General features: G+C 57.7%; 13 protein-coding genes and 1 pseudogene. 7 read left to right on the forward strand and 7 right to left on the reverse strand.

Features of this window, described 5'->3' with window-relative positions; translation table 11 throughout:
* Positions 1-191 precede the first annotated feature (191 nt).
* The 7 genes and pseudogenes from IPJ87_13025 to IPJ87_13055 all read left to right on the forward strand — a co-directional run bounded on the left by IPJ87_13025 (position 192) and on the right by IPJ87_13055 (position 6,289).
* Entirely contained in the window at positions 192-1,325 is a 1,134-nt protein-coding gene (locus IPJ87_13025) for an ATP-binding protein (protein ID MBK7942774.1), read from the forward strand.
* A 327-nt stretch (positions 1,326-1,652) separates the two neighbouring features.
* Positions 1,653-2,486 carry a KilA-N domain-containing protein gene (locus IPJ87_13030; protein ID MBK7942775.1) on the forward strand — a complete coding sequence of 278 codons (834 nt, stop codon included), beginning with the start codon at positions 1,653-1,655 and terminating at the stop codon, positions 2,484-2,486.
* An 18-nt stretch (positions 2,487-2,504) separates the two neighbouring features.
* Positions 2,505-2,684 carry a hypothetical protein gene (locus IPJ87_13035; GenBank protein MBK7942776.1) on the forward strand — a complete coding sequence of 60 codons (180 nt, stop codon included), beginning with the start codon at positions 2,505-2,507 and terminating at the stop codon, positions 2,682-2,684.
* 146 nt (positions 2,685-2,830) lie between these two features.
* Entirely contained in the window at positions 2,831-4,561 is a 1,731-nt protein-coding gene (locus tag IPJ87_13040; protein ID MBK7942777.1) for a hypothetical protein, read from the forward strand.
* Positions 4,562-4,593: 32 nt separating this feature from the next.
* The gene (locus tag IPJ87_13045; protein ID MBK7942778.1) at positions 4,594-4,734 is read left to right on the forward strand and encodes a hypothetical protein; all 141 of its coding nucleotides are present in this window, start codon (positions 4,594-4,596) and stop codon (positions 4,732-4,734) included.
* Positions 4,735-4,785: 51 nt separating this feature from the next.
* A pseudogene (locus tag IPJ87_13050) lies at positions 4,786-5,819 on the forward strand (IS630 family transposase).
* A gap of 251 nt (positions 5,820-6,070) precedes the next feature.
* Positions 6,071-6,289, forward strand: coding sequence for a hypothetical protein (locus IPJ87_13055; GenBank protein ID MBK7942779.1), 219 nt, complete (start codon positions 6,071-6,073; stop codon positions 6,287-6,289).
* A 40-nt stretch (positions 6,290-6,329) separates the two neighbouring features.
* Here IPJ87_13055 and IPJ87_13060 read toward each other — a convergent pair whose 3' ends face one another.
* The 7 genes from IPJ87_13060 to IPJ87_13090 all read right to left on the reverse strand — a co-directional run bounded on the left by IPJ87_13060 (position 6,330) and on the right by IPJ87_13090 (position 15,681).
* A complete protein-coding gene (locus IPJ87_13060; GenBank protein ID MBK7942780.1) occupies positions 6,330-6,743 on the reverse strand; it encodes a very short patch repair endonuclease in 414 nt (137 codons plus the stop codon).
* Positions 6,744-7,751, reverse strand: a complete 1,008-nt coding sequence (locus IPJ87_13065) for a PD-(D/E)XK motif protein (GenBank protein ID MBK7942781.1) — start codon at positions 7,749-7,751, stop codon at positions 6,744-6,746.
* Positions 7,733-10,393, reverse strand: coding sequence for a Z1 domain-containing protein (locus tag IPJ87_13070; GenBank protein ID MBK7942782.1), 2,661 nt, complete (start codon positions 10,391-10,393; stop codon positions 7,733-7,735). The genes IPJ87_13065 and IPJ87_13070 overlap by 19 nt, the downstream gene beginning before the upstream one ends.
* Positions 10,394-10,396: 3 nt before the next feature.
* Complete coding sequence (locus IPJ87_13075) at positions 10,397-11,638, reverse strand: ATP-binding protein (protein MBK7942783.1); 1,242 nt, start codon at positions 11,636-11,638, stop codon at positions 10,397-10,399.
* Positions 11,639-11,749: 111 nt separating this feature from the next.
* Complete coding sequence (dcm, locus tag IPJ87_13080) at positions 11,750-13,000, reverse strand: DNA (cytosine-5-)-methyltransferase (GenBank protein MBK7942784.1); 1,251 nt, start codon at positions 12,998-13,000, stop codon at positions 11,750-11,752.
* Positions 13,001-13,103: 103 nt separating this feature from the next.
* Positions 13,104-13,526: a hypothetical protein gene (locus tag IPJ87_13085; GenBank protein MBK7942785.1), complete on the reverse strand. Its 423-nt coding sequence runs from the start codon at positions 13,524-13,526 to the stop codon at positions 13,104-13,106.
* A gap of 382 nt (positions 13,527-13,908) precedes the next feature.
* Complete coding sequence (locus IPJ87_13090; protein MBK7942786.1) at positions 13,909-15,681, reverse strand: T9SS type A sorting domain-containing protein; 1,773 nt, start codon at positions 15,679-15,681, stop codon at positions 13,909-13,911.
* Between the last annotated feature and the right edge of the window lie 76 nt (positions 15,682-15,757).

A 15,757-nucleotide genomic window follows, 5' to 3' on the forward strand; every position in this document is an offset into this window, starting at 1 on the left:
CGCGAAGGCGCAGCAAGGTGGTGACGTGCAGGATCCGCAAGGCGAAGAAGGCACATCTGCGCAAGGCCGGTGAAGTAGTTGCGAAGGCTTGACCGAAAGCAGCGTGCCTGCTGGTCGGGAACTCGCGCATGCCCGGTGGAAGCTCCCGGCCCATACGTGAATATCCGCGATCATATTGCTAAATTTCACCCATGATCGCGCGCAAGGAATACGAGGCCGCCGTGCGGAAGGCCCTTCGGCGCAGCCCCGTGGTCATGTTGCTGGGCCCGCGCCAGTGCGGCAAAACGACACTGGCCCGGCAGCTGCTGCACGCCGAGGCACCCACCTTCTTCGATCTGGAGGACCCCGCCGAAGCACGCGCGCTGGCGAGCCCGATGACCGCCTTGCAGGGGCTTGGCGGACTGGTGGTGCTCGACGAAGCCCAACGCCAGCCCGGCCTCTTTCCCGTGCTTCGTGTGCTGGCCGACCGGCCACGCAACAAGGCTCGTTTCCTGGTGCTCGGCAGCGCATCGCCCGAGCTGGGAAGGCAGGCCGCCGAATCGCTCGCGGGTCGCGTCGAGGTGATCGATGTGCGTGGTTTTTCGCTGGGCGAGGTGGGCGCTGCGGCCATGGACAAATTGTGGTCGCGCGGCGGCTTCCCCCGCGCCTTCCTCGCACGCAGCGATGCCGATAGCCTGAGCTGGCGCAAGCAGTTCATCCGCACCTTCCTCGAACGTGACCTCGCTGCCCTCGGCTTCGGCATGTCGCCGCGCATCATGGAGCGCTTCTGGTCCATGATCGCCCATCACCACGGCCAGATCTGGAACGCCTCCCAGGTGGCCGCATCGCTCGGCGTGGCGCCCAACACCGCCAGCAGCTACCTCGACGCGCTCGAACAGACCTTCATGATCCGCCGCCTGCAACCCTGGTTCACCAACCTGGGCAAGCGCGTGGTGAAGAGCCCCAAGATCTATCTCCGCGACAGCGGCGTGCTGCATGCCTTGCTCGGGCTGGGCTCATCAAAAGCGCTGCTCACCCACCCCAAGCTCGGAGCGTCTTGGGAAGGATTCGTCCTGGAGGAAGTGCTCGCGCATTTCCGCCCGCAACAGGCCTGGTTCTATGGCGTGCATGCAGGCTCGGAGCTCGATCTCTTCTTCACGCACAAGGGCAGGGCGCTCGGCTTCGAGATCAAACGCGAGGACGCCCCGCGCATGACCAAGAGCATGCACGTGGCCCTCGCCGACCTCGGCCTGCAAAAGCTCTACGTGATCTATCCGGGATCGCGCAGGTACAGCCTCGCGCCCAAGGTGGAATGCGTGCCTTTGGGCATGCTACTGGACCTTTGAATGAAGCACCTTCCACTTCCCGGAGATCATGCTCAACATCATCACCAGTAGCTTGAGCGATTCACTGGTCCGCCGTACGGCGGATGCCCGGAGTACAAGGTGGTGATCCCGCTGAGGCGGAACAGGCTGTGCAGGATCAGGAAGGCGCGGAAGACGCATCTCCGGAATGCAGATGAGGAGCCCGGAGGGCGGGTCGCGAAAGCGTAGTCCGTTGTTGGGATCGAGGTGAACAGAAGGCGACATCGCATCGGTGTGCGCGGTCGCCGAAGTGTTCAGTGCTTATGTTGAGCATCGCGGCTTGACGGCATTTCCGTCGGGCTGGGCCGTATGAAGAATAGGACCATCACCGTGAAGGGCACCGAGGTAACGGTGACCACCCGCCACGAGCAGGATTACATCTCCCTCACCGATATGGTGAAGAACTTCGAGGGAGCCGGTGCGCTCATCGAGCAATGGCTGAAGAACAAGGACACGGTGCTTTTCCTCGGGGTGTGGGAGCAGCTCAACAACCCCGGTTTTAATTCCCTCGAATTCGAGGGGATTAGAAACGAGTCCGGCCGCAACAGCTTTTTCTTGAGCGCCAAGAAATGGGTGGACCGTACGGGGGGCATCGGGCTGGAAGCAAAGGCCGGTCGCTACGGCGGCACCTTCGCCCACAAGGACATCGCCTTCGAATTCGGGTCCTGGCTCAGTCCAGAGTTCAAGCTGTACCTCATCACAGAGTTCCAGCGCCTGAAGGAAGCGGAGGCCGGTGCGCGATCGCTTGAATGGAACCTGCAACGCACACTCGCCAAGGTGAATTATCGCATCCACACCGATGCCATCAAGGAGCACCTGCTGCCTCCGGTACTGAGCAAGGAACAGATGACCCGCGTGTACAGCAGCGAAGCGGACCTGCTGAACATGGCGCTCTTCGGCATGACCGCCGCCGAGTGGCGCAGCGCCAACCCGAAGCTGCCCGGCAACATGCGCGACCACGCCACATTGGAGCAGCTCGTGGTGCTGTCGAACATGGAGAGCATCAATGCGCTGCTCATCCGCCAGGGCCTGCTCGCACATGAGCGCCTCCGCCAACTGAACGGTGCGGCCATCACGCAAATGAAGTCGCTCATGACCGGGGCTGTCAGGAAGGCATTGGGCGGAAAAGGCAAGCGGACATAGGCGCGCATCACCGATGAGGTGAAGCCGGGGATCCTCAGCAGCACCTTCCACTTTCCGGAGATCATGCTCAACATCATCACCAGCAGCGTGAGCGACTCACTGGCGATGTGCCCCGAGTACAAGGTGGTGAGCTGTCGCATCCGCAAGGCGAAAAAGGCGCACATGCGGAAGGCGGGGGAGGTGATCGAGAAAGTCTAGGCATGGCTCTTCGTGGAAGCATCGCTGCGATACTGAGCATCGGATGGTGCGATGGAGTTGCGCAGTCTGGTATCTGGACTTGGGTCAGTGGTGATACGATACATCAACTCGAACCTGTGATGGGAACTCCGGGAATCCCGGATAGCTTGAATCGTCCCCTCGGCAGCTACGAAGGCGCGCGCTGGACAGGAAAGGATGGAACGTTCTGGTATTGGGAGTCGGGGTACATGTCTTCCATAAACGGTACAGGCTGGGGTGCAGAGCTCTGGCGTTACTACCCGGAACTGGAGGAATGGGCCTGGGTGAAAGGTCCAAACGTTCCCAATTACACGGGCCACTATGGCGTGCAAGGTGTTGAATCCCCGGACAACCTGCCGCCTGCTCGTGGCTTCGGGGCCGCTGCCTGGACGGATACGACGGGGAACCTTTGGCTCTTCGGTGGCACGGCGTACATCGACGATTGGGTATACTACGCTGACCTATGGCGCTTCAACCCAATTACGGAGAACTGGACATGGATGAATGGCACCCAGCAGTCCGGTCAGGCACCAGCTTATGGTATCCAAGGCATTCCTGCCCCAACCAATCATCCGGGTTCACGAAACGAAATGATAGCTACGTGGACGGATCATGAGAACAATCTCTGGTTGTTCGGAGGACAGGCGTTCAACAGCGGGTCAGTAATCGCGGCAGATCTATGGCGGTACTCCATTCAGGAGAACAAGTGGACATGGATGAAAGGGCCATCTTCATTCGGGTCACTAGGGAACTACGGGGTTCAAGGAGTTGAAGAGCCCTTGAACGAGCCGGGGGCTCGGTGGGCGGCCACTACTTGGACCGACAAGGCGGGTGACCTTTGGCTGTTCGGCGGAAGACGGACAAACAACTGGTACGACAATTTGAACGATCTATGGCGATTTCGGATCTCCACGAACAGCTGGACATGGATGAATGGCGCACCGGGTACTGTGTCGGATACCGGAGCCATGGGTGACTTGTGTGAGGAGGACATTCAGTTCTCCCCATCGGGTCGCTTCGAATGCTCTGCTCACTGGACGGACAACCATGGTGACTTGTGGCTTTGGGGCGGCAGAACCGGTGCGTTGGTCCAGAGCGAATCATTCCTGAACGACCTGTGGAAATATGATGTGGGGTCCAATTCTTGGGCGTTAATCGGTCCAGAGCAACCGGCCGATGCCGTTGGGCACTTCGGAGCTAAAGGCGTCCCAAACCCGTGCAACAGGCCTTATGGAGCTATGGGTAACATGGGTTGGTACCGAGCAGAGACGAATGCGATCTATCTGTTCGGTGGACAGCAGTTCAGGCCAGAGCTACCCAGTAGCGCGGCGATAAGGAGCCTCATGTGGCGCATGGAGCTGGACACCAACTGCGTCATTTACGAGTGTCCGTATCTGTGTGATGGACTTACCGTGAACGTGACCGTCTTCCATGGAAGTTCAAGCCCGACCAATGGCAGCGCGACCGTCAGTGTGGAAGATGGCTACTCGCCGTATGTCGCGATCCTCGATGGAGAGGAGGTGCAGCAATGGGACACCCTATTGGGCCTTGCCCCAGGTTCGCATGAATTGATCATCACGGATGCGTTCGGGTGCCCAGGGTCGGCGAGTTTCACGGTGACCGCAGTGATCGATGGCGATGACGACGGCTTCGTTGTTCATCAGGACGGGCCAATGCTGGCCATCGATGTGCTCTACGCTCCGATGCGTCTGACACTGTTCGATGCGATCGGCCGCTTGGTAATGGACCGTCTATTTGAAGTAGGCAGAACCACGGTGGACATCTCCAGGATCGCACAGGGAATCTATTGCCTCAGGAAAGACAGGGAGCGTCCGGCTCTGAAGCTCTTTATTCAGTAGGCTTCCTCAGCAGCACTTTCCACTTCCTGGAGATGATGCTCAACCTCATCACCAGCAGCGTAAGCGACTCACTGGCCATGTGCCCCGAGTACAAGGTGGTGAGCTGCAGGATCAGGAAGGCGCGGAAAACGCATCTGCGCAAGGAAGGCGAGGTGGTGGCGGGGGCTTACTGAGACGGTGACAAAGAAGCGGTCGATCGGCACGATCTGTGGATCGAGCTTGACATGAAGCGAACAGATGCGCGAAGCCTCAGCGATGAGGCGCTGAACGAACGATTGCGGCAGGCGGTGCGCTGCCGCTTGCAAGGTTGCGGGCTGAAAGAGTCTTCCGCGCTGTGCAGCCTTGGGCTGACGGCGGCCAATGATGCTTGGCAACGCTATCAGCGCGGGGGATGGAGAGCCGTTGAGGTATGCCGCAGCGGGCGGCCGCAAGGCAGCGGTCATGATCCTGACGCAAGAGCAGCAGAAGCAGACACTTCGGCTGATCGCTGACAAGATGCCCGATCAATTGAAGTTGCCCTATGCGCTGTGGTCACGCAAGGCCATCGCGCTGTTGATCAAAGAACGCTTCGGCGTAGTGCTGCCCGAACGCACGATGACCGACTACTTGAGCCGTTGGGGCTTCAGCGCACAGAAGCCGATGCGCCGCGCAGCAGAACAGCGGCCCGAACTGGTGCGCAAGTGGCGTGAAGAGGTCTATCCGGCGATCAAGCGCAGGGCCGGTGGAGGGCGCGGACATCCATTGGGGGGATGAGACCGGCCTGCGCAATGATGATGTGCGTGGACGGAGCTTCGCCAAGCGTGGCAAGACGCCGGTGGTGCGTGTGCTGAACAAGCGCTTCGGCCGTTCGATCATCTCCACCATCACCAATCGCGGCCAGATGCGGTGGATGGTCTTCAAGGGCGCCCTTGATGCGGAGATCTTCCAGGATTTCCTCGCACGTTTGATCAAAGGGGCAAAGCGCAAGGTGTTCCTCATCCTGGACAACCTGCCGGTGCATCATGCCAAAGTCCTGCGCCCATGGCTGGAAAAGCACAAGGAGCGCATCGAACTGTTCTTCATGCCGGGCTACTCACCCGAACTCAACCCCGTGGAGGTGGCCAATGCCGACCTGAAGAAGAACGTGACCAGCGCTCCGCCGCCGCGCACCGAGGAGCAACTCGTTGAGAACATCTTGGCCCATTACCGAAGCGTGTCCAAGAAGCCCAAGCACATCAAAAGCTACTTCGGTCACCCCGATGTTCGATATGCCGCATGAAACCGGATCTTCACCACCGGCTCAGTAGGTCATTAGGGCGTGCCCCCGCCTCAAATGCAGGCGGGGTCGCGTGATCCGCTATAGCCGGACTTGTCAGGGCCAGCACCCACGGCGCTGCGGTGGCTTCCTTCGGTCGCCTCCTCGTTGCACGTGGCTGCAAGGCCCTTCCGGCGCCGGGCTGCCGCTGCGCCCGCTCACGCGGAAGCCAGCGAGAACAAAGAGTGCGATCTTTGACCGAGAACATGGATACAATGAAATCCATTATCCAAAGCCCAATGACCGGGAATGAGATGCTCCTGCGCTCTGAACCGCGCATGCTGACCGTCCATGGCCTTGAAGTCGAGATCACGTACTGGTTCTACCGCGATACCGACGGCAAGCAGTACACGGAGACAGAAACGGACGACATGAACTTCACTCAGATCAGGGAGCAGCTCTGGCTGCGGCATGGGGTGCATACCCGAAGCTGACAACCATTACATGGGTTCGAAGTTGAGATGCGAATGTTGGTCAGGCATCAAGTGCCTTGATCACTCTACGCAGTGTGCGAGATTGTCCTAGCCGGGAGAGTTCATGCTCCCAGATGCGAAGTACACGCCAGCCCTTTGCACGTAGCGCACGGTTCACGCGACGGTCACGGACCTTGTTGGTATCCAGTTTCGTTGCCCAGAACTTTCCATTGCCTTTCGGTCGCGTGGCGTGCTTCGGGCATCCATGCCAGAAGCAGCCATCCACGAAGACCGCGAGCTTCTGCTTTGGAAAGACGAAATCCGGGCGGCCGGTGATCGCATAGTGTCGACGCCAACCCGTAATGCCATGCGCTCGGAACAACCTAGCGAGCGCGACTTCCGTGTCCTTGTTGCCTTTGCCCCGGATGCGGGACATCACCTCGGAACGCTTGGCCTTGGTGAAGACGTCGGTCACCTATTGAAGTAGTGCTTGGGCTTCTGATGGAACGGATAGTGCTTTCCCCGAGAAGCCACTGAGATCAATTGTGTAGCTCACTTCATTTACGCCGCTTGGAATTCCGTTCGCGAATGAATCGGCTGTGATCTTGGGAAAATCGTCGGAGACTTCATAGAGCTTGGCATCCACAATGCGCAGCAACAGTAAGCGGTATTCGCTTTCGTAGATCCTGGAATATCCAGACCTGGCCAGCATACTCTCAAAGCGCATCTGGGAGTCAGGGTCCGCTCCAAGTGTTGTCAAGCAGGCATTGACCAAGTCCGGCAGATTAAGTGGTGAGCTTCCATCCTCCCGGACTCGAAGGCCAAAGAGCCAGAGATTGTCTGTGCCAGCCTCAAGCTGATCGATACTATTGATACGGAACAGAGGGCCGCGAACAATAGTGCTACTCTTCACTTCGATCGCGTGCCCAGCCCATTCGAAATCACGTCGCGCTCCAATAGGCCCTCGCCATCTCTTCATCGCTGTGCCTATGCCCACGGCCGGGAACATCCAATGGAGCAGGAACCAGAGTTCTGCGAAAAGGCCAAGCTGTTCCTCCCGACTCATCATACTACGCGGCGCTTGGCTCCAAAATCGCCTCCACTTGCCCAATACCCTGGTCACGGCGGTTGCTGGGTCCGTCGACTGAAGTGCGGCTGCAAGGTCCATTGCGATCAGGTCGAACAGTGGATGACCAGTCGCATCGAGACACTCGATGATGAGATATGCACTAGTCTGTGAGCCTTCCGTAAGCTGCTCGGTGCGAACAGATAACCCGCGGCTTTTTGCATCGGTAAGGGTTTCCTCCCCATCGCGCAGTGCGATCAACAGACACCGCATTCCGGTTCTGCTGATGCCGCCGATAAGCCTCTCGCTTAGATCAGGCGCAACGGGAAGCACACGCCATTGGTCGCGAACCGACTTTGACGCCTCAAGCCGCTCCCAGAAACTTGGGGCTAGACCGGCTATTCGGCGGCTCTCCATGCTACTGTTCCCGTGACATACTCACCATCAACAATCGGCGGGTGCTGCGATGATGGAAACGACAGCGCAAGACCGATCAAGTCGCAAGCTGCTGCTGAGTTGGGCTCGTCAAATAGCGGCCTACGATTTCCTTCAGCCGATGTGAGGTTGTATCCCGAATGCTTGCTTATCGGATAGAGTAGAAGAAGACCGTCAGAAGAAGGCCGCATAGACCGGGCAGCGACATTGATGCCGATCGAACTTGCACGTGCGGCTTCTTCTGCCTGTGTTATCTGTTCAAGTGTAAGCCCAAGAAGCTCTTCCCGTGGCTCGGTAACTACACCTATTGAGTACAAGTCGCTCTTGAGCCGAGTTCTGGATATCTGGTTAATGGGCTTTCCCAATCCCCAATCCACCACTCCCAAAGTGTTCTCGAGCCGCTGCCTTCCTTGGATGGAAACCGTCCAATGTGTCAGCTCGCTTCTTTCCAGTTGTCGTTCGATGTAAGCCGCCAACAACGTAGTGGAAATGGAACGCGCCATCCCATCTACACGGAAGCGACGAATGAAGTCAATAAGCGCGTCACACGACACACGTCTACTGTCGCTCCAGAGAGGACCTTCCGCAGCCCACTTGCTGGGTTTTCCGGCCTCATGCAGGAACTCTCTTACCAAGGCCAGGTTGTCCTCAGAAAGCGACCTCAGATCCTGGGGACGATTGAAAGGAAAGCGGACCGTCTGGACGACTTCGGCCGCGTAAGTCTGGGAAATTGTAACAGCGGTGCTGTGCCGCTGCTTGGCGCGACTTGTCACAAGCATTGCCGGATGGCTTCTAATCCTCATGCCCAACTCAAGCGGAGTGAGCCGCTGCCTCTCGTAGATGGCGATGTCCTCTCTCAACTGATGTTCAACAGCAGCAAGATCATGGAACCAGCTGCTCAGCTCAGGGGTCGTGTGAATTCTCGTGAGATCCGCATAGCCGCTGCGGTATCCGAACCATCTACCCATCTGCATGAGCGTGTCATACATGTTGGTGGTTCGTGCGAAGTAGCTCGTGAGTAGTCCCTCCAAGGTCAGCCCTCGGGCAAGCTTGTTGCCTCCAACAGCAATGGCCTTCAATGTTGGGTCGGCAACGTAGTCGAGTACATCCCCGCGCTCGCTATTCACCTCTCGCACCCGCGTATCTGGATCCAGCACATTCAGAAAAGCAGTGACATGCTCAATGAGCGATTCAAATGGGGTGTCTTCCGCGCCGTTGATCGCGCGGGTCACTGGCTGGAATTCAGCTTCCCAACGGCGCTTGAACTGCGGAAGGATATGGCTGCGTTGATACCTCCATTCATTTCGTAGTTCGCGGAGGTAATTTCTTACCTGCTCGGCAAGTATCCGATGGTCATCTCTCAGATGGCTGGTGTGTATCAGCATCGTTGCGGCCTTCTCACCGGCACCACGCTGTCTTCGTGCCGCGCCCGCCAAAACGAAGTTCATCATCGCATCCGCCAATGACGATGGGAATTGACCGGCATCAAGAGCTGGAATGTCCTGGTCTGGGATCATTCGAACAACATCGAGGCCGGCCTTTTCACTTTCAGTTGCACTATCGAAGCGACCGAAGAACTCCTCAACTCCAAAGTAGCCAGGCCGCTTCTGCAAGGCAATAAAGAAGTCCTTTGGATACAGATCAGCACCGTAGTCCGGATGTGCGACGTTGTCGTGCGGGATCAGGATATTGGCAAACGGGGTTGCCGTGTATGCCACGTAACTCTTCCGCGAGAACTGGTTGAGCACTTGGCGGATGAGCTTATTGATCGTTGTGGGATCCTCATACTCGTCATCCGCACCTGGCGGCTGACTAAGCCTATCACCCCTGGTATCAACACTGGCATTGTCCGCTTCATCATCGATGAGCAACAATGGCAATTCCTGGTGCACTGAAGTTGGGGCCGTCCCGAGCCACCTCAATATTTTCCGAAGCACAGGGCCATTCTTCTTAACGACTAAGAGCACCGGCTGGGAGCCCTGCAGTGCGGCTGCTGAAGCACGCCCCGGGTCGAAATCACCTTCCAAGTCTTCGCTTGTGAACTCATGCCAATGCTTCCCCATCGGCGGGAAGGGTACGGCACCCGAGCGATTGTCGGGGTAGCCGACAAGCTCTCGTTTCAACCGGATCTGCGTTTGCCTACGAAGACCTTTGTCCAATCCGGAGAGGACGATCACCAAACGATAGCCCACGTCCACCGCCTTGGCAATGAGCGCTGTGAAATTTGCTGTCTTACCGCTTTGCACGTAGCCAAGGACAAGACCTCGGATGTCAAACTCCGGCTCTGTTGGATTGCCCAGTTGTGGCAGTATCCGGTCGGTCTCCTCATCCAAGCCCGAGACAGCCGCAGAAGTCCAATCGGTCATTAGCAGGTGCGACCGAAGCGTGGTCCAGTAGTACCAATTGCTTCTCTCGGCGGTATTCAGCCATTCCCCACGGTTGAGGTCTGCGGAGATCATCGGGGCTGACCGCAGGTAGCGCACGCGTTCGCTTGCCAATTGCTCCGTCACGAACTGTCGCAGCGCCTCTGGGATGGCGGGATTGGACAACACTTGGTCCTCGGGCATCCCGGTATCTATCATCACCCTGGCGATCCGGAGCGCGTTGGTTTCCTCGGTGGTCATAGGTCAGGTCTTCTTACGCAGTCTGGCGAACACCTCCTTCAACAGTAGCTGCTCACGTTTGCTCGCAACTGATAACAGCTTCTCAAAGGCTTCGTCTAAGGTGAACAGCCTCTCGATGTTGTTGGCAGCATTGGACTTTGACTTTCCGTTCTGTTCCGGAGCCGGAACATCAGACTTAGGCGATGGCATCGGCTTGCCACCAGGTTTGGTACCACCGCCTTTGCGGTATTCAGTATCAGCTGCCCGCAACACAGGAGCCAGTGCCTTGACAAGGTCGCCACGGATCGATGCGGGCAGCTGCACCCTCATCTTCGCTACATTGATCTTGAATGCTTCATCAAGCTTGGGATCGAACCGGAGCGCAATCCGCGCAAGCTTGGAGTGCTCATCCAGTGTACGAAGGTCCGACCAACCGCCGCTCTGAATAAGCCGATCGGACCGATAGATATAGAATCCCTGTTGCCTGTTCCACTTGTTCGGTCCAGAAGCGCGTTCGTGGGCATCGGTGCTGCTGAACCGGTGTTGATGGGGAAGAACGTATGGATCAAAGATGACCTTACCGGTTGCATCATTGTACTCCACCGGTATCGAACAGCGATCCAGGCGCTGCGTCTTTTCCTTTCTACAAAACGGATCCCACGGCTCCAGAGGGTTTCCATTCAGAGATATGCGAACTCTGGGCTTGGCGGCCTCGCCCGATAGAAATCGATGAAACACCATGGATAGGTGAGTTTCGATCTCGCTGCACATCTGCGCCAGTTGCTTTCTGGCTGACTCACCATACGGATGTTTGTACCCAAGTATTCTGTCAAGCTCATCCCATCTTACGACAGTTCGGAAGCCCTCCTTGAACTTGTCCTTGGTTGTCCAAGGCAACTCGCTCTGTGCTATTGGCAGTATTTCCCAACGATTGGTCTTCCCAATATGCGCAAGGTCCCAACTATAGCTGGTAATCGACCCTGCTCCTTTCGTCTGGCTGCTGACAGTGAGTCTCCGGCATTGGCTCATGGAGGCTGTCTTCATGCCCAAACCGAACTTCCCCAAATCATCCTCTGAGTAGTCCCGCTCAGAACCATATCTCATGGCCTCCTTTAATATCGCCGGGCTCATTCCCGAACCGTTGTCGGCGATCGAGACCCAGGAACTGTCACCATCCCATTCGGCTTGGATGTCGACCTGATTGGCACCGGCTTCGATGCAGTTATCCACCAAGTCCGCCACAGCCGTGGCAAACTCGTAGCCCATGTCGCGCAGGGAGCCTATGAGCCGCCGTGCCGAGGGAATTGATTGTTCTGGTTTCGACATGACTATGGATCACCGGTGTGGGGGCTAGGCCACGTCGAAACTGACGGCGGCCTACTTCTTCGACAACATCTTGCTGATTGCCGAAGCTATACTTTGAGCCATTAGTGGCGGCACCGCATTGCCTACTTGCTTGAAGGCTGCAGTTCTTGGATTCGACTCCTTGATGCCCTCGAAGTAGTAGTCGTCGGGGAAGGATTGAATGCGTGCTGCTTCGCGCACGGAGAGTGACCTGTTCTGCGATTCGTCGGGATGGATGTAGTGGTGCCCATCACGGTTGATGTGGGCCACTACCGTGTGTGCATACTCCTCGTTCGCCGCCACGACCTTGAACCTGTCAAGGAAGCTCGAGGTGTTCTTGTGAGTGCGCAGTGATACCGGCAGGTCCGTGTATCGCAGCCGCTCCTTCCCCTTATTCCAGCGGTCAACAGCGATCTTGTAAATGGTCCTGTCTTGCTTCGTGTGTGGCCGGGCAAAATGCAGGGTCACAACATCAAGCCCGTTCCTTATTGCTGACCGCTTCAGGTACTCAGTGGTTTCGGTGGCGTACCGTCCTGCTTTGATGGAGCCTTGTCCGGGCAGGATGGCCGGCAGATCGCTCAGCAGCTGCTCGACCCGATACGGCGAATTGCGTTGCTCGAAAGTCGGCATGCCTTCGATGCCAAGGTCCTTCCGCCAGCCGATGATGAGAATACGCCTGCGATTCTGAAGTACCCCGAATTCGCGTGCATTCAACGTGTCGTGCTCGAGACTGTAGCCTATCCGCTTGAAATTGGCTTTCATGTCCCTCAAGTACTTGCCACCCTCAGCCGATTCCAGTCCCAACACATTCTCAAAGACGAAGACCCTGGGTTGGTACTTCTTCAAGAACTGTCCGTAGTACTTGTAGAGGTAGTTCCGCTTGTCACCACGCATGCCATTCGCATCGCGTGCCCGTCCAACAACGGAATAGGCCTGGCAGGGTGGTCTACCAACGATGGCATCGACAGCGGCGCCCTTGTTCAGAGCATCGATTGACTTGAAGATACGCTTGATCGACTTGTCATCGATCATTTCATTGATCACCGAGGCAAGCAGCTGTGGCGGAACAGATGCGTACAGCCGATTGCGATCAATGTCGCCACGCAAGTAGGCCTCATACAACGAGGTCTTCCTGTTGGCTTTGAGGTGGTGGTAGGCTATTCGCGTCCGTAGGGTATTGCACGCGGCTCGATCCATTTCCACATGCGCCACCGGCGTGAATCCTGCACGAACGAACCCCTCCGACAAGCCGCCGGCACCAGCGAAGAGGTCTATGAAGCGCATGGTCGCGAAGTTCTCAACTTCTCCTATCGAAGTCGGCCGCTGGTGATCAGGAGTTTTCCACCTTCAATACGAGCGTTACTAGACTGGTCGAGTTCTCGTCCCCCTACTCTGTCATGGGTGTAGAAACCAACCCTGTGCTGTCACCCATTCGAGCCATGATCCCGGCCTTGCAAGCTTCGTAGCAGTAGAGTTCGTCATCTTCCAACCTCCCCGCGTCAAACCGTCGCCAAGCCTCTTCTGCCAGCGGTGCAAGTACCAAGGGCCAACCACTGCGCACATAGTATGGCGCAATCAAGCGTGGCTCGATCAAACGGAACCGGTCGGGGCCATCATCCTCGTAGCTGATCTCCTCGCCGTGAAAGGTGGCCTCATCCGGGTTCAACCCACCATACAGGTAAGAGATCGCGTGCCATGCCTTCATGAACTCATCCAACGGCATGTCCGCGAGCGGCCGGTCCAGTGCAGGAATGAGCCATTGCAGTGCTTCCCGCTCGTCGCTTGGAATGAAGATGATCGAGGTCTCCATGGTTGACGGCTTTTCTGTCGGTGTCCGTTGCACATAATAGGCACATGACGGCCGGGTCCAACTTCTGTTGACAATGATCTCCCAACCCCTTCCCCATCGCAAAGCCGTATGCTCGAGCGCCTCTTCGGTTCTTCCAACAGCGCAACTCCGATTCCCGATTCGTGGACCGGGACTGGCCGGGGCAAGATGCTCGTGGTCATCCCCCTATGCACGGCGCTCACCTCCTGATCACGGTGCGCTTGAAAGCCTCACTGTAGCGCGATTCGGACTTGCGGTTCTTGTTGTGCATGAACTTGCCTTTCATGGCTCACGCTATTGCGTAAACCCATTTCAGGACGGGTCAGAGCCAGGCCAGCCCCGACCGGCAACCCGCACCTGGCCCTTACTCCGTCTTCACGACCTTCTTGCTTCTCGTCCCGTCCTTGAACAGGGCATCAACGAAATACAGCCCGGCGGGGTAAGCGGACAGGTCGATGGTGGTGAGCGATCGGCCGGGCGCCGAGACGATCAGCGCACCCAGCGCGTTGCGGACATGGATCCTATCAGGCGCGATCGCGCTATGGACCTGGATCATGCCCTCGCTCGGATTGGGCGAGATGATCATGTCGGCAGCAACGGTACTTTCTTCGATAGCTGTGCTGAGGCCGCAGCCATCGATCGAGAACGCGGCAGCCGTTGTGGACTGCACGGTGGTCATCCCATCATCGATGGTGAACCGCAGGTAGCAATCGTTCGATGAGACCGCAGGGATCTGCCATTGGTGGGTTCCCGAATTGGGTGCGTCGGACACGATGCTGGTGAACGGACCGAAGGGGCCCGCTATGGAGAGTTCGATATCGACCGTCGCCGTTCCCGGGGAAGGGACCATGCTGGTCCAATGGATGAATTCGGCGGATCCGGGAACAAAGCACTGCCCTCCGTTGGGATCGACCGGTGCGATGGACAGCTGGGTCGCTGGTGTGGATTGCAGGTAAACGCGCAGCCGGTTCCCTCCGCCTGGGCTCGCCCAATAGACGATGTCCGAGTAGCCGTTGTGGTCAAGGTCGGCCACCTTCAAGACATAGCCGGTCGTTTCCGGGATGGGGAGCGTTGCGGCCTGCATCCAGCTACCTGCGCCATCGCCCTCATAAATGGTGATCAGGTTGCTCTTGTACGTCACCACATCAACATGGCCATCCTGGCCCATGTCGCCCAACGCGACCAGAAGTCCGCTCTGCGAGGTGGTTGGAAGGCCCGTGGAGATGTTCACCCATGAACTGGTGGACGGGTCATAGGAGTAAACACGAACGTACTGGCCCAGCGTGATGGCGATATCATCAGCGCCGTCGTGGTTCACATCGGCCACGGCCATCTCGAAATTGAAATCGCCCCATGCGCCGGAGTAGGGCAGGCCATTCTGCATGGGGGCGAAAGCACCGCTCCCGGTGTTCCTCCAGACCTGGTATGGCTGGGTATTGAAGGCGGTATTGTTCACGATGAAGTCGGGCCTGCCATCGCCATCGAAGTCCCCGAAGAGCAGGTCCTCACTTGAATTGTCGAAGCCGGCAGCGGATCCCCCCAACGATGTCCAGGTACCATTCCCGTTGTTCTTGTAGATCCAAGAGCCATCGCAGCAGCCGAAGGAGTTCGCCCCCAGATCGAGCAGCCCGTCGTTGTCCACGTCCGCCAGGTCACACCCGAACAAGCCCCAACTCTGTCCCTGCTCCGCCAGACCGTCGTCCCATGGTGTCCAGTTCGATCCTGTTCCATCCCCGAGCACCACTTCCAGGAACTGATCGCCGAAGTCGGTGGTGCCATAGGCGTGGTGAACACCATAGGCCACATCCATGTCCCCGTCATTGTTCACATCTCCTAGGGCCACACCTCCGTAGCCATGCACGCCCGACATGGTCTTGGTCCAGGCCGTGCCGTTGCCATTGTTCTTGAACACCATGATGCCCATCTCGTTGGCAACGACACCTCCCCAATGGTCGCCGACGGAGATGATGTCCACGTCACCATCCGCATCAATATCACCCAGGGCAAAGACGGTGTTCCCGCTCTCATACACGTCCGCCAGCCCGGTGAGCACCTGTGTATAGGTGTATTGGGCCTTGGAATGGGCCGCGGCCATCGTGATCGCGATGAACAGGAGTGCTGATGCCTTCATGGTCATGGGATCAGTAGGATTTCGTGCAATGTATCGAGGTCATCGCCGTCCGTGGAGATGGAATGATCCAGGGCCATGGCTT

Source organism: Flavobacteriales bacterium, from assembly GCA_016713875.1.
In the GTDB taxonomy this organism is placed as follows: Bacteria; Bacteroidota; Bacteroidia; order Flavobacteriales_F; family PHOS-HE28; genus PHOS-HE28.